17 protein-coding genes and 1 riboswitch are annotated in these 19,550 nt (G+C 61.6%); of the genes, 6 read left to right on the top strand and 11 right to left on the bottom strand.

The annotated features are described in order from the left end of the window. Positions 1 to 85: 85 nt before the first annotated feature. Positions 86 to 475 carry a hypothetical protein gene (locus tag CSQ93_RS12580; protein WP_099378341.1) on the bottom strand — a complete coding sequence of 130 codons (390 nt, stop codon included), beginning with the start codon at positions 473 to 475 and terminating at the stop codon, positions 86 to 88. A gap of 264 nt (positions 476 to 739) precedes the next feature. Here CSQ93_RS12580 and ompR point away from each other — a divergent pair, with 264 nt between their 5' ends. Both ompR and CSQ93_RS12570 read left to right on the top strand, forming a co-directional pair. Then, complete coding sequence (gene ompR, locus CSQ93_RS12575; RefSeq protein WP_223278807.1) at positions 740 to 1,441, top strand: osmolarity response regulator transcription factor OmpR; 702 nt, start codon at positions 740 to 742, stop codon at positions 1,439 to 1,441. 13 nt (positions 1,442 to 1,454) lie between these two features. Beyond that, a complete protein-coding gene (locus CSQ93_RS12570; protein WP_099378340.1) occupies positions 1,455 to 2,813 on the top strand; it encodes a sensor histidine kinase in 1,359 nt (452 codons plus the stop codon). A 44-nt stretch (positions 2,814 to 2,857) separates the two neighbouring features. On the opposite strand, the gene CSQ93_RS12565 is transcribed toward CSQ93_RS12570, so the two are convergent. Next, on the bottom strand, positions 2,858 to 3,337 hold the full coding sequence (locus CSQ93_RS12565) for an Imm26 family immunity protein (protein ID WP_099378339.1): 480 nt from the start codon (positions 3,335 to 3,337) through the stop codon (positions 2,858 to 2,860). Positions 3,338 to 3,462: 125 nt separating this feature from the next. Continuing rightward, positions 3,463 to 3,768, bottom strand: a complete 306-nt coding sequence (locus CSQ93_RS12560) for a ferritin family protein (protein WP_035827789.1) — start codon at positions 3,766 to 3,768, stop codon at positions 3,463 to 3,465. 142 nt (positions 3,769 to 3,910) lie between these two features. Between CSQ93_RS12560 and CSQ93_RS12555 the strand changes: the two genes are divergently transcribed. Together CSQ93_RS12555 and CSQ93_RS12550 are read left to right on the top strand one after the other, a co-directional pair. Beyond that, entirely contained in the window at positions 3,911 to 5,068 is a 1,158-nt protein-coding gene (locus CSQ93_RS12555; RefSeq protein ID WP_099378338.1) for an iron-containing alcohol dehydrogenase, read from the top strand. A gap of 66 nt (positions 5,069 to 5,134) precedes the next feature. After that, a riboswitch (TPP riboswitch) is annotated at positions 5,135 to 5,232 on the top strand. Positions 5,233 to 5,317: 85 nt separating this feature from the next. Next, positions 5,318 to 7,483: a TonB-dependent siderophore receptor gene (locus CSQ93_RS12550; protein WP_099378337.1), complete on the top strand. Its 2,166-nt coding sequence runs from the start codon at positions 5,318 to 5,320 to the stop codon at positions 7,481 to 7,483. Here the strand turns inward: CSQ93_RS12550 and CSQ93_RS12545 are convergent. The 3 genes from CSQ93_RS12545 to CSQ93_RS12535 all read right to left on the bottom strand — a co-directional run bounded on the left by CSQ93_RS12545 (position 7,480) and on the right by CSQ93_RS12535 (position 9,232). After that, positions 7,480 to 8,028 carry an AAA family ATPase gene (locus tag CSQ93_RS12545; RefSeq protein WP_099378336.1) on the bottom strand — a complete coding sequence of 183 codons (549 nt, stop codon included), beginning with the start codon at positions 8,026 to 8,028 and terminating at the stop codon, positions 7,480 to 7,482. The genes CSQ93_RS12550 and CSQ93_RS12545 overlap by 4 nt on opposite strands. After that, the gene (gene pnuC, locus CSQ93_RS12540; RefSeq protein WP_099378335.1) at positions 8,028 to 8,639 is read right to left on the bottom strand and encodes a nicotinamide riboside transporter PnuC; all 612 of its coding nucleotides are present in this window, start codon (positions 8,637 to 8,639) and stop codon (positions 8,028 to 8,030) included. The genes CSQ93_RS12545 and pnuC overlap by 1 nt, the downstream gene beginning before the upstream one ends. Before the next feature lie 74 nt (positions 8,640 to 8,713). Continuing rightward, on the bottom strand, positions 8,714 to 9,232 hold the full coding sequence (locus tag CSQ93_RS12535; RefSeq protein ID WP_099378334.1) for a DUF2867 domain-containing protein: 519 nt from the start codon (positions 9,230 to 9,232) through the stop codon (positions 8,714 to 8,716). A 67-nt stretch (positions 9,233 to 9,299) separates the two neighbouring features. On the opposite strand from CSQ93_RS12535, the gene CSQ93_RS12530 reads away from it, so the two are divergent. Beyond that, entirely contained in the window at positions 9,300 to 9,932 is a 633-nt protein-coding gene (locus CSQ93_RS12530) for a TetR/AcrR family transcriptional regulator (RefSeq protein WP_099378333.1), read from the top strand. A 64-nt stretch (positions 9,933 to 9,996) separates the two neighbouring features. Here the strand turns inward: CSQ93_RS12530 and CSQ93_RS12525 are convergent, their stop codons facing one another. After that, positions 9,997 to 11,256 carry a hypothetical protein gene (locus CSQ93_RS12525; RefSeq protein WP_099378332.1) on the bottom strand — a complete coding sequence of 420 codons (1,260 nt, stop codon included), beginning with the start codon at positions 11,254 to 11,256 and terminating at the stop codon, positions 9,997 to 9,999. 90 nt (positions 11,257 to 11,346) lie between these two features. Between CSQ93_RS12525 and CSQ93_RS12520 the strand changes: the two genes are divergently transcribed. Continuing rightward, positions 11,347 to 11,838 carry a hypothetical protein gene (locus tag CSQ93_RS12520; protein WP_158301210.1) on the top strand — a complete coding sequence of 164 codons (492 nt, stop codon included), beginning with the start codon at positions 11,347 to 11,349 and terminating at the stop codon, positions 11,836 to 11,838. A gap of 11 nt (positions 11,839 to 11,849) precedes the next feature. Here CSQ93_RS12520 and CSQ93_RS12515 read toward each other — a convergent pair whose 3' ends face one another. The 4 genes from CSQ93_RS12515 to CSQ93_RS12500 all read right to left on the bottom strand — a co-directional run bounded on the left by CSQ93_RS12515 (position 11,850) and on the right by CSQ93_RS12500 (position 19,533). After that, the gene (locus CSQ93_RS12515) at positions 11,850 to 12,392 is read right to left on the bottom strand and encodes a hypothetical protein (RefSeq protein WP_099378330.1); all 543 of its coding nucleotides are present in this window, start codon (positions 12,390 to 12,392) and stop codon (positions 11,850 to 11,852) included. A gap of 113 nt (positions 12,393 to 12,505) precedes the next feature. Next, positions 12,506 to 14,662 (bottom strand): S46 family peptidase, encoded by a 2,157-nt coding sequence (locus CSQ93_RS12510; protein ID WP_442778315.1) that lies wholly within the window; start codon positions 14,660 to 14,662, stop codon positions 12,506 to 12,508. A gap of 87 nt (positions 14,663 to 14,749) precedes the next feature. Continuing rightward, positions 14,750 to 16,864, bottom strand: coding sequence for a sensor histidine kinase (locus CSQ93_RS12505; protein WP_233516159.1), 2,115 nt, complete (start codon positions 16,862 to 16,864; stop codon positions 14,750 to 14,752). Further along, positions 16,861 to 19,533 carry a chemotaxis protein CheB gene (locus CSQ93_RS12500; RefSeq protein WP_233516158.1) on the bottom strand — a complete coding sequence of 891 codons (2,673 nt, stop codon included), beginning with the start codon at positions 19,531 to 19,533 and terminating at the stop codon, positions 16,861 to 16,863. The genes CSQ93_RS12505 and CSQ93_RS12500 overlap by 4 nt, the downstream gene beginning before the upstream one ends. Positions 19,534 to 19,550: the final 17 nt, after the last annotated feature.

Here is a 19,550-nt window from a genome sequence, read left to right as displayed (position 1 = left end):
TGCCTGACTGAGCAACAATGTTGGCGGCCAGATGCAAACAGGGCCATGTCTTGCGAGATGGCCCTGTCGGAGGGGGGACGGCTGCCTAGCGGCGCGGCGGATTCGAGTAAATGTCCTGGCCCACTTCGTTGATCTGGCGGCGCAGGTCGCGCCGTTCGTCGGGCGTCATGCGGCCCGTGCGGCGCGAAGCATCCGCGCCTTCGTTGGCGCGGCGCTGCTCTTCGGCACGCGTGTCGAAACTGCGTGCGTCACGCTGTTCGCGCAGTCGCGTATCATTGCTGCTGGTGCGCTGTACCTGTTCATACCGCTGGGCCTGCATTTGCTGCTGGTCGTCACGGCGTGGCGGCGGCTGGTTTTGCGCTGACGCCAGGCTGGCGGCAAACACGGAGCAAACGGCAAATGCGGACAGCACAGTCGTACGTGCGGCAATAGCTGCGCTGGGAGCGGCGTGAATTTTTTTAGTAAAGATATTCATTGAGTTCCTCTTCCGCGATGCCGTATAAACTTAAAGCTGATTTCCACTGTGGCCCCAGTGTATGATGCTTTACACGGTGCAGTAAGAGTAATTGGGTAAAGTTTGTAACACTTTGTAATGGGTCGCCACAGCCCCTTGCCGACGCCGCGCGAGGCGTTACTATAGCAACTAATATAAGATAACACGACACCCTAAATGACCACAACCTCCACTTCCGGCAGCAATACAACAACGCAATCGATCCACGGCCACCAGGCAAAAATCATGGTGGTCGATGACGATGTGCGCCTGCGCGACCTGCTGCGCCGCTACCTGACCGAACAGGGCTTCAATGTCTTCACGGCAGAGAGCGCAACGGCCATGAACAAGCTGTGGCTGCGCGAACGCTACGACCTGCTGGTGCTCGACCTGATGCTGCCGGGCGAAGACGGCCTGTCGATCTGCCGCCGCCTGCGCGGCGCGGGCGACCAGACGCCGATCATCATGCTGACGGCAAAGGGCGAGGACGTGGACCGCATCGTGGGCCTGGAAATGGGTGCCGACGATTACCTGCCGAAACCGTTCAATCCGCGCGAGCTGGTGGCCCGCATCGGCGCCGTGCTGCGCCGCAAGGGTCCCGATGAAATCCCGGGCGCGCCGTCGGAAACGCCGCAAACCTTCGAGTTCGGCGACTTCGTGCTGGACCTGGGCACGCGTACCCTGAAAAAGAATGGCGAAACGGTGCCGCTGACCACGGGCGAGTTTTCTGTGCTGAAAGTGTTTGCCCGCCATGCGCGCCAGCCGCTGTCACGCGAGAAACTGATGGAACTGGCGCGCGGCCGCGAATACGAAGTGTTCGACCGCAGCCTGGACGTGCAAATTTCGCGCCTGCGTAAACTCATCGAGCCAGATCCGTCGAGTCCGCTGTTCATCCAGACCGTGTGGGGCCTCGGCTACGTCTTCATCCCGGACGGACAGCCGCGCTGATCGCTGGCGAGGCATGATGAAGCTTTTTCCCGATATCAGCCTGGCGCGGCTGAAAAGCGGCTTGTTCTGGCGCACCTTTTTGCTGCTCGGCACCTTGACCACGGTCAGCATGATCGCCTGGTTCAGCATGATTTCCTTCATCCAGCGCGAGCCGCAGGCGCAGCAGATTTCCGCCCAGATCATTTCCGTCGTCACCATCACGCATGCGGCACTGACGCACTCGGCTCCCGAGCTGCGGCGCGAGCTGCTGTTCGACCTTGTCAGCAATGAAGGCATCCGCATCTTCTCGCTGGAAGAGGACGACCGCATCGAGCCGCCGCCCGACAACTACCTGATGCCCGACATTGAGGCGCTGGTGAAGGCCAAGCTGGGCAAGGACACGCGCTTTTCCGCGCGCGTCAACGGCGTGGCCGGCTTCTGGGTCAGCTTCAAGATCGACGACGACGAGTACTGGCTGATGCTGGACCGCGAGCGCCTGCGCGGCCTGACGGGCTTCCAATGGCTGGGCTGGGCCAGCCTGGTATCCCTGCTGTCCCTGCTGGGCGCGGCCATCATTTCCAGCCTGATCAATCTGCCGCTGTCGCGTCTGACGGCGGCCGCGCGCGACATCGCCAAGGGCAAGCAGCCGGCACCGCTGCCGGAAAAGGGCCCGATCGAAATCATCGAGGCGAACCGCAGCTTCAACCAGATGGTCGATGATCTGAAACAGGTGGAATCGGACCGCGCCGTGATTTTGGCCGGTATCTCGCACGATTTGCGCACGCCGCTGGCGCGCATGCAGCTGGAAGTGGAAATGGCGAACCTGTCGGACGAGGCGCGTGAAGGCATCCAGTCCGACATCGGGCAAATGGACGCCATCATCAGCCAGTTCCTCGACTATGCCAAGCCGACGGAAGCGTCGAGCTTTACGGACGTCGACCTCAGTGGCTTGCTGACTGACATGACGCGCGAAGCGATGCGCCTGCCGGACGTGAAGATCAACGCCAGCATCGCCGACGGCGCGCATGCGATGGGCAACCCCACCGACCTGCGCCGCGTGCTGAACAACCTGATCGAAAATGCGCGCCGCTATGGCAAGACGCCGGGCAGCGACGTGACGGAAATCGACATCGCCTGCCAGGTGCGCACCAGCCACGGCGCGAAAAAGGTCATCATCGAGGTACAGGACCATGGCACGGGCGTGCCGGCGGAAAAAATCGAGCAGCTGATGAAGCCGTTCACCCGCCTCGACACGGCGCGCGGGCAGGCAAACGGCGCCGGCCTGGGCCTGGCCATCGTCGACCGCGTTCTGCTGCGCCATGGCGCCGAATTGCAAGTGCGCAACCGCGAAGGCGGCGGCCTGGCATTCCAGATCAGCTTGCCAGCGGCGTGACTTGACATGCCGGGGTCAGTCCCGTCGGGACTGGCCCCGTGTCATCAGGCCGACGCCTGCTCCTGCGCCAGCAATTTATTCATCAGCAATTCCGTCGCCCCGTAGCCGTACAGGGAATCGCTTTCCATGCCCGGCGTATCGAAGGGGATCGATTCCTCACGGTTCAGCTTGGCAGGGTCGGCGTCCGCATAGCTGGCGCGCCAAGCGCGCTGCAGGGATTCGTTGCGGCGGATAAAGGCCGGCATGGGCCAGGCGTCGCGCTCCCAGTGGAGGCTATCACCCAGCAGGGGCCAGCGCTCGTTGAGCAGGGCCATGTCGCCCGTGCGCAGGCGGCGCACGGCCTGTTCCGGCCGCAAGCCTTCCAGCTCGTCCAGCGTGGGCAAGCTGTCGCGCTTCGGCCCGAACATATACGCCAGCATGATGCGCCCGGCAGGCGCCCTGCGCGCCACCACGCCGACGGCATAGCCGCCGCCCGGCAAGGGCACGGCAAACCAGCTGCCTTCTCGGTATGGTAATGATTTCATTTCTTAAAGCCCCCTGGAATACACCGGACAGCCGCTGCTATCCGACGTTAAATTTAATTAGGGGCACAGTCTACGCGAAGCAAGGCGAAAGTGGCGCATGGTACGCCACAGCAACAAACCAATAGTTACAATATTTTCTCGTCATAGTGATACTGGGCAACTATCGGCCCCGCCTTGAACAGCGCTTCCTTCATGGCCGTGTCCAGGCGCGCATCGCGGCGGCGCATCCATTCGAGCAGCATGGCCGCTTCCTTGCGGCTGGTGTCGCCCGCATGCGCCAGCACGCGGCGCAGTTCCGGGTCCGTGCACGCCTCGAAGCGCTGGCTGTTCAAATCCAGCGCCTGCAGTGCGGCGATGGTGGCGCCGATGGCGCGGTGCATGTCGAGCGCGGTGGCCGGCAAGCCGGATTCTTCCAGTGGGACGTTGGTCATGCGCATTCCTTTTCGCGTGGTGGTGACATCGGCTGCATTCTCCACCGCGCGGACGAAAAGCTCAAGCGTCCACGACACGTTTCCACCTGTTCGGCCATAATCATGGCTCAGCAACAGCCTAAACCCCAGCGGCAGGAGCCCCATGTTCAATTTCGACTTTTACAATCCGACGCAAATCCTTTTCGGCCAGGGCCAGATCGCCGCCATCGCCAGCCTGATCCCGCCGCAGGCGCGGGTCCTGATGACCTACGGCGGCGGCAGCATCAAGCAGAACGGCGTCTACGATGAAGTCAAGGCGGCGCTGGTCGGCCATACGGTGCTGGAATTTGCCGGCATCGAACCCAATCCCAGCTATGAAACCCTGATGCTGGCCGTGGCCATGGTGAAAAGCGAGCGCATCGATTTCCTGCTGGCCGTCGGCGGCGGTTCCGTGGTCGATGGCACCAAGTTCATCGCCGCGGCCGCCCTGCACGAAGGCGTGGCGTGGGACATCCTGGCGAAAGGCGGCAAGATCGTCGAGGCCGCCCTGCCCTTCGGCACCGTATTGACCTTGCCGGCCACGGGTTCCGAAATGAATGGTTCGGCCGTGATCACGCGCAAGGCCACGCAGGAAAAGCGCTCGTTCATGAGCCGCAAGGTATATCCTAAATTCTCCGTGCTGGACCCGTCGAAAACGTTCACCTTGCCGCTGCGCCAGGTGGGCAATGGCGTCGTCGATGCGTTTGCGCATGTGATGGAACAGTATCTGACCTACCCTGTGAACGCATCCGTGCAGGACCGCTTCGCCGAAGGCATTTTATTGACCCTGATCGAGGAAGGCCCGAAGGCGCTGTCGCACCCGGACGACTACGACGTGCGCGCCAACGTGATGTGGAGCGCCACCCTGGCCTTGAACGGCCTGATCGGCGTGGGCGTGCCACAGGACTGGTCCACGCACGCCATCGGCCACGAATTGACGGCCTTGTACGAGCTTGACCATGCGCAGACCTTGGCCATCATCCTGCCCAGCATGTTGCGCGTGCGCAAGCAGGCCAAGCGCGCCAAGCTGCTGCAGTACGCGGCCCGCGTCTGGGGCCTCGACGGCGGCGACGAGGATGGCCGCATCGAGGCGGCCATTGCGCGCACGGAATTCTTCTTCCGCCACATGGGCGTCAAGACGCGCCTGGCCGACTACGGCCTGAATCACGCCAGCGTGGACGCCGTCGTCTCCGCCCTCGAAGCGCACGGCATGACGGCGCTGGGCGAACAGCGTGAAGTGACGCCGACCGTCAGCCGCAAGGTGCTGGAACTCAGTTTATAGATTCCAGCCACACTGTTGTAAAACGGTCAGCCAGCGGGACAGCTGGCCGTGGTTCATGCTAAGCTGTCATTTCGCTAGGGGTCCTGGAGCAGTCATCCGGGTGAGAGATACCCTTCGTACCTGATCTGGATAATGCCAGCGAAGGAAAGCGCAAAGTACCTCCCTCCTTTGATAGCTCCTGCGTTGGCGCCAGCCGAACAAGCAGCCTGCCGTGCTCTTTACCGAGTCGGCTTGAACCACGAGCAATCTATGTCCACACCGAATTTATCTGTTTCTGTACTGACCCTGGCGATCCTGCACGCATTTGCCGCGCCCGCCCTGGCCGCAAATGACACCGCCGAAGCCGTAGACCCGCAGGCCCAAAGCATGGCCGAAGTCGTCGTCACGGCCAGCAAGGCGCCAGCCGCCAAGCGCGCCTCCGTGGGCGGTTTTTCCGACGCGCCGCTGCTGCAGACGCCGGCGTCTGTCACCGTCATTTCGCAAAAAGACATGCAGGACTTGCAAATTCGCAATCTCAGCGATGCCGTCAAGCTCGACACCAGCATCAATGACGCCTACAACGCCGTCGGCTATGCGGAACAATTTTCCATCCGCGGCTTCAAGCTCGACAACAATTCCAGCTACCGCAAGGATGGCGTGGCCATTCCCGGCGACACGCAAATTCCGCTGGAAAACAAGGAACGCATCGAAGTGCTGAAGGGCCTGGCCGGCTTGCAGGCAGGCGTGGCCGCGCCGGGCGGCGTGATCGACTTCATTGTCAAGCGCCCGACCGCCGCGCCATTGCGCACCGTCACCGTCGAAGCGCGCGAGCGGGGCACCCTGTATGGCGCCATCGACCTGGGCGGCCGCCTGGAAGACACGCGCTTCGGCTACCGCGTCAACGTGGCGGCCGAGCGCCTGCGCTCCTACATCAAGGGCGCGGACGGCAACCGCAAATTTATTTCCGGCGCCTTCGACTGGCAGATTTCGCCGCAGGCCCTGCTGCAACTCGATGCCGACTACCAGGACAAGGCGCAGGCGACGGCGCCCGGCTTCCAGCTGCTGAACAATACAACTTTGCCAACCGGCATCAGCGCCGATGCCATGCTCAACCTGCAGCCATGGACGCGCCCCGTGGAAACCGTCACCAGCAATATCGGCCTGCGCTTCCAGTACGCCTTCAATGACGACTGGCACGCCACCCTGTCGGCCAACCAGCACTCGTTCAAGCGCGACGACTACACGGCCTTCCCGTACGGCTGCAGCGCACAAGACCTGTACCCGGGCTTCTGCGGCAATGGCGACTACGACGTGTATGACTACCGCAGCCTGGGCGAGACGAAAAAGCCGCTGAGCGCGCAAGCCATGATCCAGGGCAAATTCGCCACCGGCTCGCTGCGCCATGAATTCACGGCCGGCGTCTCAACCTTCCGCCGCAAGGACCGCGCCGGCCTGTACGTGTACGACTGGGCTGGCGTGAGCAATATCTACCGCCCGCAGATCGTCGACATGTCGACAGGCGTGCAAGGCCCCGTGCGCCTGGTGCGCAAGGATACGGAAAACTCCGTCTTCGTGCAGGATATCGTCAGCCTGGCGCCAAACTGGAAGTTGCATGGCGGCTTGCGCCATATCAATGTCGATGGCTACCAGTATGTGCTGAAGGCCGACACGGAAATCCGCGCCAAGCACGATTTCCTGCTGCCCAACGTTTCGCTCGTCTACACCCCGCTTGACAATCTGTCCGTGTATGCGGCCTATTCGCAGGGCATGGAACATGGCGGCACGGCCGACCGCAAGGCGGAGAACGCCAACGTGGAATTGTCGCCCAGCCGTTCGAAGCAAATCGAACTCGGCGTGAAAATGGATGTGACGCCGGACTTCATGGTGGCGGCCAGCCTGTTCCAGATCCGCAAGGGCCTGGAATTCAACCAGCCGCTGGCATTGCAGCCAAAAAAATATAACTTCGTGCGCGAAGGCCAGGCCCAGCACCGTGGCCTGGAATTGTCGGCCCAGGGCAAGGCATCGTCCAACCTGAGCCTGGGCGCTTCCGTGACGGCCCTGAACAGCCAGCAGTCAGGCACGGGCAATGCGGACCTCGACGGCAAGCGCGTGCCCAACGTGCCGGCCTTCAAGGCGGCCGTGCATGCGGACTACGCCGTGCAACAGGTGGCGGGCTTGAGCGTGAATGGCAGCTGGGAATTTGCGGGCAAGAAAGCGTTTGAGTACAACAACACGACCTTCGTGCCGTCGTACAACGTGTTCAACCTGGGCGCCGCCTGGGCCACGCGCATCGCCGGCACGCGCGCCGTGCTGCGCGCCAGCGTCAACAACGTGGCCGACAAGTTCTACTGGCGCGACGTGACGCCGGAATCGGATGGCTATCTGTATCCGGGCGCCAGCCGCACGTTCAAGGTTTCGGCGCAGTTTGACTTTTAATTGAGGGAAATAGCAGGCGCTGCAGCGAGCGCCTGTTGCAGCAAAGGCGCCGCCTGTGCCAGGCGCGCCTCCAGGCTGTCGTGCAGCACGTGGTAGGCGATGCCGCGCGCGTCGAGCTCATCAAGCAGGTAGCGGTAGATCAGCTGGCGCACGGCTTCCGACTCGCGCTGCAAGCCGTCGGCCACCCACGGGCTGTCGGGCGCCGTCACCAGGGTCAGATCGTAGCGCGTGGCATCGGCCAGCGCCGCCAGCGGCGCATCGGCGCCATGGAAATAATGGCGGCTGTAGACTACCGTCATCAACGGCGTCGTGTCGCAAAACAGGAAATTATGCGCTTGCGCAGTGGCTGCCGCTTCGCGTTCGACTTGCGTTCGCGCAATACCAAACTGGTCAGCCGCGACGGGCACCCTGCCCTGCGTCTCGACAAATTCGCGCAAATACTCGGGCACCCAGACGCTGCCGTAGCGTTCGGCCAGGGCGGCCGCCAGGGTCGACTTGCCCGACGATTCCGCGCCCAGGATGGCCACGCGCACGCAGTGCCCCATCACTTGAGGACCATCGCGCCGGGGGCGGCCGGGGCCGATTTTTTCCACGCCAGCAAGCCGATGATGGCCATCACGACGAAGAAGGCGTACAGCACGGCCGTCAGGGTCAGGCCCTTGTGCACATACAGCCACACGTACAGCACGTCGACGATGATCCAGGCGATCCAGTTTTCCAGCTTCTTGCGCGACAACAGGAATTGTCCCACCAGGCTTCCTGCCGTAAGGAAACCATCCGCATGCGGCACGTCCGTGTCCGTCGTCGTCAGCAGCCAGGCGATCAGCAGGAAGCCGACCAGCCAGCCCATGCCGCAGGCCAGCCAGCCCCGTCCGTTCAGGCGCGTCACGGGCAGGACCTTGCCGCCGCTGGCCGGATGCAGCCACTGGTACCAGCCCCAGAACGAGACGCTGATGAACAGCAGTTGCAAGGCCATGTCGCCATACAGGCGCGACTCGAAAAACACGAAACCGTAGGCGGCCGAGGAAATGATGGCGAACAGCCACGCCCAGTGATTCTGGCGGATGTTCAGCGCAACGGTTGTCAATGCCAGGACAAAGGAAATCAGTTCAAGCGGCGTGGTGGCAAAACCCAGCAGGAGAAGCGTATCGTTCATGGGAATCGTGATGAGGCTGGTGGTGCAGTATGCAATATCAGCCCTGAATAAGCAAGATTGCCTGCTCAGTGCGCTTAGGCGAAGCCGCCCTTGACGGCGCGCGCCAGCGAGCGCTGCACGATCAGCTTGTGGAAAGGCCGGATCACCAGAATGTAGGCGCGCCCCACCCCATTATGGCAATGCACGACGCTGGACATGGTGACGCTGCCATGCGGCCCCGCATCGCGGTTGCGCAGCACCGACAGGCGGAAATCCAGGTGGCTGTCATCCTCGCCCACGATGATTTCATCGTCACTGACGGCAAAGATGCGGAAGATACCGATGCGCTTGCCTGGCCGGGCTTCCATCTGCCTGGCCGTGCGGATGCCGAAGCGCGCCACGATGGCGTCGCGCACCACCATCAGCTTGCGCGCCCAGCCCGGCTGGCTGCCCAGCAGCACGCGCGCCAGGCTTTCCATGTCCATCTGGCGCGCCTGCGCGGTCGGCAGGTCGACGGCATAAGCGTCGGCCAGGTTGCTGCCTGGGTACAGGGGGGCGATGCTGGCGCCGGGCGGCAAGGCCACGGCGCGTACCACGTTGCTTATCTCTTGCATGTGCTCTCCATGTGTTCAGTGATAACATGAGCATCATACACGACAATGTGAACAGCGATAACATAGAATGACAAGCACAAGTACTTACCATCACGGCAACCTGCGCGACACCCTGGTCGCCGCCACCATCGCGCAACTGGCGCAGCAGCACGACGCCACCCTATCGCTGCGCGAACTGGCGCGCACGGTGGGCGTGTCGATCGCCGCCGTGTACCGTCACTTTCCCAGCAAGGAAGCCTTGCTGGCCGACGTGGCGGCGGCCGGTTTCGCCAGCCTGATCGCCAAGTGGGAGGCAGAACTGCCACCGCCGGGCAGCCTGCCCTCCGAACAGCGTTTCCAGCTGCTGGGCCAGCAATATATCGAATTCGCCCTGGCTGCACCGGCCCACTACCGGCTGATGTTCGAACACCAGGACGTGCGCCAGTTCCCCGCCCTGCTGGAAGCGGCGCAGGCGTGCTTCCAGTACGTGCTGCAGACGGCCGGCGCCGCCGTGCGCGAAGCGGGCCTCGATGCGCGCTGGGACAAGGCAGCCGCCAGCGCCGGCTGGTCGCTGGGCCACGGCTACGTGATGCTGCTGCTGAGTGGCCGCCTGGCCATGGCGGACGGCGGCGACGATCTATCGCCCGCGATGGTGCCGCGCTTTTTCCAGTTGCCGGTGGAGGCATTAATGCAGGCGAAGAATACAATCGGACAGGAATAATATTGCAAGCCCCACCTCTTCACGCTGCGTCGCTGCCATCGACGCAGCAGGCAAGAAGCCGACGCTAACACTTCAGCGTCTTCCCACCAACAATCATCCTCTTACCTTGAGTCAGGGCAACAAAGTCATTGATGAAGTTACGCAGCGAATTTTCAAAGATACCGCTATGCCCAATCACCAGCTTGTTATCCGTGTAGGCGACAATGAAGGGATTGTAGGGACGGTGTGGCTCTATCGGCCGGAAATCAACATTGCCATATTTCTTGGCCGCAGACAGATCGCGCCGGGCGACCTCGCATGGACTGTGCTCATATTCGCCCGGATCGAAATTTTGCTCGACAACTGGTTCGTCCAACTTCACGCTCATTACGTGAGTTCGCTGCGGCCCATATTCGCCAAGCGCCTTGCCCCACAACAGCCATCTGTCATCGTCAGGCTTGCCGTTGATAGTCGAGCCGAGTATGCGGCCGATGGGAAACGCCCACTTGCGAGCCCAATCACCCTGGGATGAAATCACCAACATGACTGGCGCCTGCGATTTGTCATAGCCGCGGCGCGATGCCATCTGGTGGATATTTTCATACTGCGCCGCTTCAAGTGCGGGATTCACCAGCACAGTCAAGTCGCCAAAACCCTGCAACGGCCCTGCCTTGTCAGCCGCCAGTTCTTTTTCGATTGTTTCAGCGACAGCTTTGAAGACGACCTGCCCTCCAAAGCTGTGCCCAAACGCAACCAACCCCATGAAAGGCGTGTTTTCCGAATCGAGCCGGGCTTTGCTGCGGTCGCGATAAATGCCATTGAGCGCGAGAAGGAAGTGATGCAATTCGCCTTGCCCCACCCTTTCCGCCGCGCGTTTACGGCCCCAGAAAGTGCAGAAACTGAGCGGCATCGGTAGCGAGCGACCGCGCCAGCCGACATACACTCCGATGACATTCACGTCCCCGCTACTGGTCAGATTCATCCGCGAACGCGTATAGGGACCAGCAACGCCAAGCGGAGCATCATTCAGGACGGCCCGGGTCTTGGCAAGCGAACGAGAAAAATCAAATGCATTGGTATCGTCTGGATCGGCATTGTGATGCCATCCATGGACGAAAACTACTACAATTGTATTCTTGCTCTTCGCTGAATAGCGAATGATATCAAGTGTGCGGTCGGCCCCCTCCTTATCCCAGAATCGTCCATCATCGTCGACCTGGATGACAAAATCGTTCGGTTCATGGAATAGACCACTATCCTGCTTTATGGAGGTAATGCGATAGGCGAACGAGGGCATCAATGATTTCAACGCAACGGCTGAAAAAACCTTGCTGGACAGTGTCATGGGATGACTCTCCACAGATACTTTAATTGAACTTATATACGCAATACTCACTCATTATTAATAAATAAACAATCAGAAATTTAATTAAATATGCATGAGATATCGATAGCCACGCTCTCCGTGATTGCCAGGCAATGCATTGCGCTCACGTGCCTGCAACGCTTTTGCCAGCAGCATGCCCTTCACCATCCGGCCCTGTCCGCGTTCACCGAACACGTGTGGAAAGTGGCGCAGGTCGCGCCTGGGGATTTTGCAGCCTGGGAACGCGGCTTTGCTTCCCTGGCTGTGAACGGCATGGGCGATCCCTGGCCGGACGACCTCCGCATGGCATTGCCGGGCCACCTGCTCGGCACACTGGAGGAACTTGTTCAGCATGTGCTGGAAACGAGCGCCTGTAGCTGGTATGGCGACGACCTTCCGGCCAGCCAGCTGCAGCTGGAAGCCGTCCTTGATATCTGTGCCAGGCATGACGTGGCCGTGCCGCAGCTTGCGCACTATGCACAGCACGATGCGGCGCTGCGCGGCGGCTGGGGGCCGGTGCTCACGGACGCGGAAGTCAGGGCCTGGAAAGCCCTGATATAGCAGTCAGCCCGTCATGCATGGCTGCTCAATGCCGCCAGCCGCACCTGGTCGAGCAGCCGCTCCTCTTCATCCGTATCGGCATCGACTTGCGTGACCACGGTCCAGAATCGCGCACAGGTCTTGATTTGCTCGAAAGCATGGCTCGTTTCAAGCCGCACCATCGTTTTCCTCAGGCTGTGCAGATAGCCCTCTTCGATGGCGTCGAGCTGCTCGTCCCCGGCAGCGTCGATCAGCTCGCTCAGCGCAGCTTCGATGCTGGCATGGCCCTCTTCCCACAGCTGGCCGATTGCCGGCACGTCGACTTCCATGCACTCGTTCGACCAGTCCGGAGGGTAAGCATCGTGTTCCTTGTTGTCGGGATCGGTGTCAAAGCTCAGCGAAAGGGACGGGAATGAAACGGCGTTGAAGGCAAAGGCTGAAAATGCCTGACCCTTGAATGGGGAGGCGCCCAGCACTGCCAGCGATGCGCTGGCTAGCTTGAACCAGGTTTCTTCGACAGCGTATGCCGTTTCAAACGTTTGCCAGTCAAGTGGTGAAGCGGGAGTCAGGGGCATGGCGGGCCTGTCGGAAAAGAATAAAGAGGGATAGGAATTATACGTGGCGCCGCCGCAAAAAAGCCGCATCGGCCGTGCGGCGGATGCGGCTTTGCGCTAGCGCAAATTCAAGCTTACTTCTTCGCAGCTTTCGCTGGCTTCGGATACTTGATCGTCATTTCCTGCAGCAAATTATCCGCGTGGTCCACCTCCTTCATCACCCACAGCATGTAGCGGATGTCGAGGTGGATGGCGCGCGTGATGGCTGTGTCGAAGTACCAGTCCTTGGTGATCGATTCATACGTCGAATCGAAGTTCAGGCCGATCAGTTCGCCACGCTTGTTCATCACGGCCGAGCCGGAATTGCCGCCCGTGGTGTCGGCGCTGGTGAGGAAGTTGACGGGTACCGTGCCCAGGGCCGGATCGCGGAACTGACCGTAGCGCTTTTGCTTGACGGCGTCGATCAAGCCTTGCGGGGCTTCGAACGGGGCCTTGCCAGTGACTTTCTCGACGATGCCTTCCACGGTCGTGAACGGTCCCTTGCTGAGACCGTCGCGCGGCGAGTACGGCGAGACCGTGCCGTAGGTGACGCGCAGGGTCGAGTTGGCGTCAGGATAGACGGGCTTGCCTTGCGATTTCTTCCACGCGATCACGGCTTGCATGTATTGCGGAATCACGCGTTCGAGGTTGCCGTCGATTTCCTTGCGGCGCTCTTCCAGCGCCGCCTCGACCGGCTGCAGCTTGATGGCCAGCGCCATGAAGGCGTCGTCGGACTGGGCAACGGCGGCCTGGTCCTTTTCCAGCCAGGCCAGGCGCTTGGCCGTATCAGCCAGCTGCGTCTGCTGGTACAGGGCCGCCACGGCCGCTGGTGCCGGCAGCAGCGCGTCCAGGCCTTGCGGATGGCTCTTCGCCGCCAGTTGCGCGTAACGCTTCAGGCCGGCTTCAAAACGTGCCTGGTCGACCTTGTTGACGTACGACTGCTCCAGGCGGGTCAGGCGGGCCTTGATGAAGGCCAGGTCGCGCTGCTGGAAGCCCGATTCGCGCTCGGCGTCCGCTTTCTGGCGCTCCAGCGACAAACGGTAGAGGGTGCGCGCGCTTTTCAGCAAGTCGCTGTTGGTGGCGACCGACCAGGCGAACTCTTCTTCGCTCAAGGCCATGTCGCTGGCGATCGCCGCGTCCAGTTCGGCCAGCAGGGTCGGCGACACGTTCGGCTGCTTGGCGTACCAGGCGCGGAACTCGGCATCCTGCACATCCTTGATGGCGGCGATATCCTTGCGCGCGAAACCGTCGAGCAAGCCCTGGGTTTTCTTCAGCACGTTGTTGATGCTTTTCACGACACTCGCATAGCGCACGGCAGCGGCCGCGTCGCCATTCGTCGCGTCAGCCATCACGGCCAGGTCCGCTTGCAGTTCCGACACTTTCAGGGGGAAGGCCGTATCGCGCGCGAAACGGATTTCCGCCGGCAGCTTGTAGCGGCTGGTACGGCCGGGGTAGCCCGCCAGCAAGATGCCGTCACCGGCTTTCAAGCCTTCGGCCGAGACCACCAGGAAATCCTTCGATTTGTACGGCACGTTGTCGGGCGACGGGTCGGCCGGACGGCCATCCTTGCCCACGTAGGCGCGCAGGAACGAGTAATCGCCCGTATGGCGCGGCCATTCGTAGTTGTCGATGTCGCCGCCGAAGTTGCCGATCTTGTCCGATGGCGCGTACACGAGGCGCACGTCGCGTATCATCATCTGGCGGATGCGGTAGTACTCGAGGCCGCGGTGGAAGGCGGGCACGGAGCAGCGGTACATCTTGTCCGTTTCGCATTCGGCGATCAGGTCCTTGACGCGCTTTTCCACGGCTTCGTGGCGCGCGCGGCCGCTCATGTCGTCCGTCAAGCCTTTCAGCACGCGCTCGCTGACGTTTTCCACTTTGTCCGTCACATACACGAGGCTGTTCGGACCGCCCGGCAGCTCTGCGGCGCGCGTCTTGGCCAGGAAGCCGTTGGTGATGTAATTGTGTTCCGGCGTGGAATTGCGCTGCACGGCGCCATACGCGCAATGGTGGTTCGTCACCACCAGGCCGGCGTCGGAAACGAAAGCGGCCGAGCAGCCGCCCAGCGACACGATGGCGCTCATCGGGTGCTTGCTCAGGTCAGCCAGTTTTTCTGCAGGAATTTCGATGCCGACCCGTTTCAGTTCGGCTTTCAGCTGTGGCAGCTGGTGTGGTTGCCACTGCCCTTCGTCGGCGTGTGCGCCGGCGAACGCGCCCATCAAGGCGACTGGTAAAACGATTGTCTTGAACAAGATTTGCTCCTCCATAAAAAGCAGGCGAAAGTATAGCCTGTCCAGCCGGCATGAGTCGGCAAAAATTAACCCATTGCAATTTCTGTATCAGGCAACCGGCCGGCCCGTCCCCTGCAAGGGTATCTGCAGGGACAGCCGGCAACCGGCGCCCGATGCCGGCATGCCCACCTCGAACTGGCCGCCCAGCGCCGTCACCCGCTCGGCGATGCCGATCAGGCCAAAGCACTGTTTCTTGCGCTGCTGCTGCGGCGTGATGCCGATGCCATTGTCGCTGATGGCCACATACACGGCGCAGGCATCCGAACTGAGTTCGATCGCGACTTGGCTGGCCTGGGCGTGGCGCATGACGTTGCTGAGCGCTTCCTGCACGATGCGGAACAGCACGATCTCGACCTGGCTGCCGATGGTGGAAAACAGCGCCTCATCGCGTATCAGCAGCTGGCAAGCGACGCCGCTGCGCTTGCGGAAGTCGCCCACCTGCCACTCGATGGCCGCTTGCAAGCCCAGGTCCAGCGCCATCGGACGCAGCTCGTTCATGATGCCGCGCACGCTCTTGATGGTGGTGTCGACATTGCTGAGCACGGCGCCGACCCGGCGGTGCAGGCGCGGATGCGAGCCTTCCGTGCGCGCGCTGAGCATGGAAATATCGATGCGCAGCGCCAGCAGGTTTTGCCCCAGTTCATCGTGGATATCGCGCGAGATGCGCTTGCGCTCGTCTTCCTTGGCCGTTTCCAGGTGCAGGGCCAGCTGGCGCAGCTGCGCGTGCGACTGGCGCAGGGCGCCATCCATCAGCTTGCGTTCGGTAATGTCCGTGTGCGCCACCACCACGCGCAGCGGCCCTTCACCGAGAAAACGGCTGATCCTGGCCTGCGACCAGCGGGGGCCGGCCCGCGTGGAAAACTCGTACTCGAGCGCAAACGTGTCCGCATTGCCGGCAATCACGGCGCGGATGCCGGCAGCCAGCTCGCGCCCGGCGCTGCGCTGCCAGCGCGGGTCCGTTTCGCAAAATTCCAGGTACTGCAGCGGCTGCGGCGTTTGCCCGACGAAGGCCAGGCAAGCCTGGTTGGCATGCACGACGCGGCCGGCCCGGTCCAGCACCAGCACCCGGTCCGTCAGGGAATCGATGGTGGCGTGAAAGAAGCGCTCGGCATCGCGCAAGGCTTCCTGCGCCCGCTCGCGCTGGTGCACTTCCAGCTGCAGGTGCTGGTTGGCCCGCAGCAATTCGGCAGTGCGGTCGACCACCCGCTGGTCCAGCTCGCGGTGCAGTTCGCGCAAGTCCGCCTCGGCCAGCTTGCGCTCGGTGATATCGGAAAACACGCCGACAAAATGGCTGATCGCGCCATCCGGGCTGCGCATGGGCGTGATCGACAGCGATTCGACGAAACGCTCGCCATTCTTGCGCCGGTTTACCAGTTCGCCATACCAACTGCCATCCTGGTGCAGGCTGCGCCACATGGCTTCATAAAAATGCGGCAAATGCGTGCCGCCGCCGAGGAAGGACGGATCGCGCCCGATGGCTTCCTCCGCCTGGTAGCCGGTGATGGTGGTGAAGGCGGGGTTGACGGAAATGATGCGGTTGGCGCTGTCCGTCACCAGCACGCCTTCGCGGATGCTGTCGAGAATGACAAATGCGCGCCGCAAGGCCGATTCGCGCGCGTGCTCGTCGCCCAGGTCCGTCACCAGCATGCGCGCCGTGGCGCTGTCCACATCGAAATTGGCCTCGATGCGCACCATGCCGCCCGCCATGCCCTCGAACAATTGCGCTTCGAGCACCTGCCGCGTGCCGCTGGTGAAGACGGCGTCGAGAAAGCGCCGGAAGCCGCCCTGCGCCTGGGGCGCGACGAATTGTTCGAAACGCCGCCCCAGCAGCCGGTTCTTGTCGCGTTGCAACAAGCCGCAGGCCGCCACGTTGACACGCGTGATGACGCCTTCGCGCGCCAGCGAAAAATAGCTGACGGGCGCCTGTTCATACAGCTGCGCATAACGGTCGCGGCTGCTTTCATATTCATTTTTCAGCTGCTCCAGTTCGGCCAGGGCCGCGCTCTGCATTTCCAGCTCGATCTGGCTGACCTGCAACTCATGCAACTGGCGCATCACCTCTTCATTCGACTGCGGCAAGGGCTGGCGCTGCTGCGCCGCCAATTGCTCGGCCTGTTCTCGCAATCTGGCCGGCACGTTCTCCTCGTCGAATGGTTCGTTCATGACACGTTCTCGCCGCTATTGCCTGCCGCCGCAGCGCCGGACTGGATCTGGCGCAACTGGGCTTCCAGTACCTTCGACTCGGTAATATTAATAAAGGTCACCACCACGCCATCGATGACATTTTCCACCGTGCGGTACGGCATGATGCGCACGTTGTACCAGCGCCCATTCTTGGTCTGCACTTGCCGCTCGCAAAACACGAGGCTGCGGATAACTTCCAGCGCGTCCGCCTCCAGGTTCGGGTAGGCGAGGTCGTTGACGATGTCGCTGAGCGGGCGGCGCAAGTCCGTCTGGATCAGCTTGTAGATTTGCGTGGCCGGCGCCGTGAAGCGGCGGATGCGCAGGTCGCTGTCGAGGAAGATGGTGGCGATATCGGTACTATTAAGCAGATTTTTCATGTCGCTATTGACCAGCGACAAATCATCGACCTTCGATTGCAGCTCGGCATTGACGGTGTACAACTCCTCATTGAGCGACTGCATTTCTTCCTTCGACGTGGTCAGCTCTTCGTTCGCCGATTGCAACTCTTCATTGGTCGACTGCAATTCCTCGTTGGCCGATTTGAGCTCTTCGCGCGAGGTCTGCATTTCGTCGCGCACGGCCTGGATTTCATTGCGCGCCTGGATCAGCTGCTGCTCCAGTTCCAGCACCTTGGGATTCGGCGAGCGGCCGCGGCGCGCCTCGGCCACCAAAGGCACGCTGGAAAACGTGACGAAGACCATGCCGCGCAAGGATTCAGGCTGGCTCAGCGCTTCCGCGCTCAAGTCCACGCCCAGCGACTGCCCCAGATGGTCCTTGACCACCAGCCCCTTCAGGCGCACCACGCTTTCGCTTTGCAGCGCCTGCTTGATCAGGCTGGCCAGCTCGTAGCGCAAGCCCTCGCGCGCCATGGCGTGGATATTCCAGTTGGCCTTGCCGGCCGCCGGCTCCAGGAAGGCGCCCGTGCGGCCATTGATATACAGGATGTCCCCATCCTGGTTCAGCAGCACGGCCGCAGGCGAATATTTCTGGAGCAATAATTGCTCGACATGGGATTGGATTTTTCCGGGCATGCTGACTTCTCTCGTGTCGCTGGGGGTAGGAGGAGTGGCCGACGACACCTTGGTGGGGAAGTACGTCAGCAGGCGCTGGCGCGCCAGGTTGTCGAGACGGCGGTACAACCGGGTCGATGTCGTCAGCGGCGAAAACAGGTCGGAAAAATGACCGGGCGTGTCGGCGCTGCCCAACAGCAAAACGCCGTCGCGGTTCAAGGCGTAATGAAACAGGGGAATCAAACGCTGCTGCAGCTTGGCATTGAGATAAATCAACAGATTGCGGCAGCACAGGATGTCGAGCTTGGTAAACGGCGGGTCCGAAATGATGTTTTGCTGGGCAAAGATGATCATGTTGCGGATCTCTTTCCGGACCAGGTAATCGTTCTTGTCCTGCAAGAAAAACCGTTCCAGACGCTCGGCCGACACATCGCTGCTGATCGTTGGCGGAAAACGGCCCTGGCGCGCGCGGTCGATGGCGTCGGCCGACAGGTCGGTGGCAAAAATCTGCAGGCTGTATTTCGCCGGCGGGTTGCTGCCGGCCACCACTTCATGGAAGACCATGGCCAGCGAATACGCTTCCTCACCCGTGGAACAGGCAGGAATCCAGGCCTTGAACGCGCGCCCGTCCGGGTGAGCCGCCAGCATTTGCGGCAAGACCACCATCTTCAGGTATTCCCACACTTTCGGATCGCGGAAAAAATTCGTCACGCCGATCAGCAATTCCTTGAACAGCAAGTCGATTTCCGCGGGATTGTTACGCAGATAGGGAATGTACTCTTCCATCGACGTCATCTGGTACAGGCTCATGCGGCGTTCGATGCGGCGCAGCACCGTATTGATCTTGTAGTCCGAGAAGCTGTTGCCCGTATGTTCGGACAGCAAGGCGACAATTTCCTGCAATGCATTGCGTCCGCTCGGCTCCCTGCCCGGCAACTCCAGGAAGCTGCTGCGAAACAGGTAACTGACGATCTTTTCCGGCATCTTGTCGGGAAAATCGACGAGGTCCACGGCGTCGGCAGCGATAGCGCTTTGCGGCATCATGTCGAACTTGGCCGTATCGGGATGCTGGGCCAGGGTCAGGCCGCCCGCCTGCTTGATGGCCTGCAAGCCGCGCGTGCCGTCGCTGCCCATGCCGGACAGAATCACGCCCACGGCCAGTTCGCCCAGCTCGGCCGCCAGGCTTTCCAAGAAAGCATTGATGGGCAAGCGGTGTCCGCGCAGCTGCAGCGGTTCGCTGAGCAGGAAACGCCCCTTCGACAGGCCGAGGTCGGCATTCGACGGGATCACGTAAATATGGTTGGGCCGCAATGCGGTCTGATGCGTGATTTCCGTGACGGGAATGCTGGTGGCCCGCTGCAGCAGTTCCGGCAACAGGGCTTTTTGCGTGGGATCAAGGTGCTGGATCACCACATAGGCGATGCCGCTTTCCGGCGGCACATGGGTCAGGAAAGCGACAATAGGGTCGAGTCCGCCGGCGGAAGCGCCGATGGCCACCACGGGAAACCCGATGGTGGGCGCTTCCGTAACAGTAGGCAGGCTGGCCAGACTGGTTTTGCTGCGTTTGCGGGTTATCATCGTCTGCAAGAAACCAGCCTCGGCAAACCTTGCCATGGCCGGCAATTGATAATCTTGCATTCTAGCACTCAAGCAGC

The organism is Janthinobacterium sp. BJB426, from assembly GCF_002735705.1.
GTDB lineage: Bacteria > Pseudomonadota > Gammaproteobacteria > Burkholderiales > Burkholderiaceae_D > Janthinobacterium.
Note: the sequence above shows the minus strand (reverse complement) of the source record. Positions and strands in the feature narration are given on the sequence as shown.

Excerpts from the sequence above, each read along its gene's own strand:
- CSQ93_RS12580 (WP_099378341.1), bottom strand. The coding sequence starts at position 475 with ATGAATATCTTTACTAAAAAAATTCACGCCGCTCCCAGCGCAGCTATT.
- ompR (WP_223278807.1), top strand. The coding sequence starts at position 740 with ATGGTGGTCGATGACGATGTGCGCCTGCGCGACCTGCTGCGCCGCTAC.
- CSQ93_RS12570 (WP_099378340.1), top strand. The coding sequence starts at position 1,455 with ATGATGAAGCTTTTTCCCGATATCAGCCTGGCGCGGCTGAAAAGCGGC.
- CSQ93_RS12565 (WP_099378339.1), bottom strand. The coding sequence starts at position 3,337 with ATGAAATCATTACCATACCGAGAAGGCAGCTGGTTTGCCGTGCCCTTG.
- CSQ93_RS12560 (WP_035827789.1), bottom strand. The coding sequence starts at position 3,768 with ATGACCAACGTCCCACTGGAAGAATCCGGCTTGCCGGCCACCGCGCTC.
- CSQ93_RS12555 (WP_099378338.1), top strand. The coding sequence starts at position 3,911 with ATGTTCAATTTCGACTTTTACAATCCGACGCAAATCCTTTTCGGCCAG.
- CSQ93_RS12550 (WP_099378337.1), top strand. The coding sequence starts at position 5,318 with ATGTCCACACCGAATTTATCTGTTTCTGTACTGACCCTGGCGATCCTG.
- CSQ93_RS12545 (WP_099378336.1), bottom strand. The coding sequence starts at position 8,028 with ATGGGGCACTGCGTGCGCGTGGCCATCCTGGGCGCGGAATCGTCGGGC.
- pnuC (WP_099378335.1), bottom strand. The coding sequence starts at position 8,639 with ATGAACGATACGCTTCTCCTGCTGGGTTTTGCCACCACGCCGCTTGAA.
- CSQ93_RS12535 (WP_099378334.1), bottom strand. The coding sequence starts at position 9,232 with ATGCAAGAGATAAGCAACGTGGTACGCGCCGTGGCCTTGCCGCCCGGC.
- CSQ93_RS12530 (WP_099378333.1), top strand. The coding sequence starts at position 9,300 with ATGACAAGCACAAGTACTTACCATCACGGCAACCTGCGCGACACCCTG.
- CSQ93_RS12525 (WP_099378332.1), bottom strand. The coding sequence starts at position 11,256 with ATGACACTGTCCAGCAAGGTTTTTTCAGCCGTTGCGTTGAAATCATTG.
- CSQ93_RS12520 (WP_158301210.1), top strand. The coding sequence starts at position 11,347 with ATGCATGAGATATCGATAGCCACGCTCTCCGTGATTGCCAGGCAATGC.
- CSQ93_RS12515 (WP_099378330.1), bottom strand. The coding sequence starts at position 12,392 with ATGCCCCTGACTCCCGCTTCACCACTTGACTGGCAAACGTTTGAAACG.
- CSQ93_RS12505 (WP_233516159.1), bottom strand. The coding sequence starts at position 16,864 with ATGAACGAACCATTCGACGAGGAGAACGTGCCGGCCAGATTGCGAGAA.
- CSQ93_RS12500 (WP_233516158.1), bottom strand. The coding sequence starts at position 19,533 with ATGCAAGATTATCAATTGCCGGCCATGGCAAGGTTTGCCGAGGCTGGT.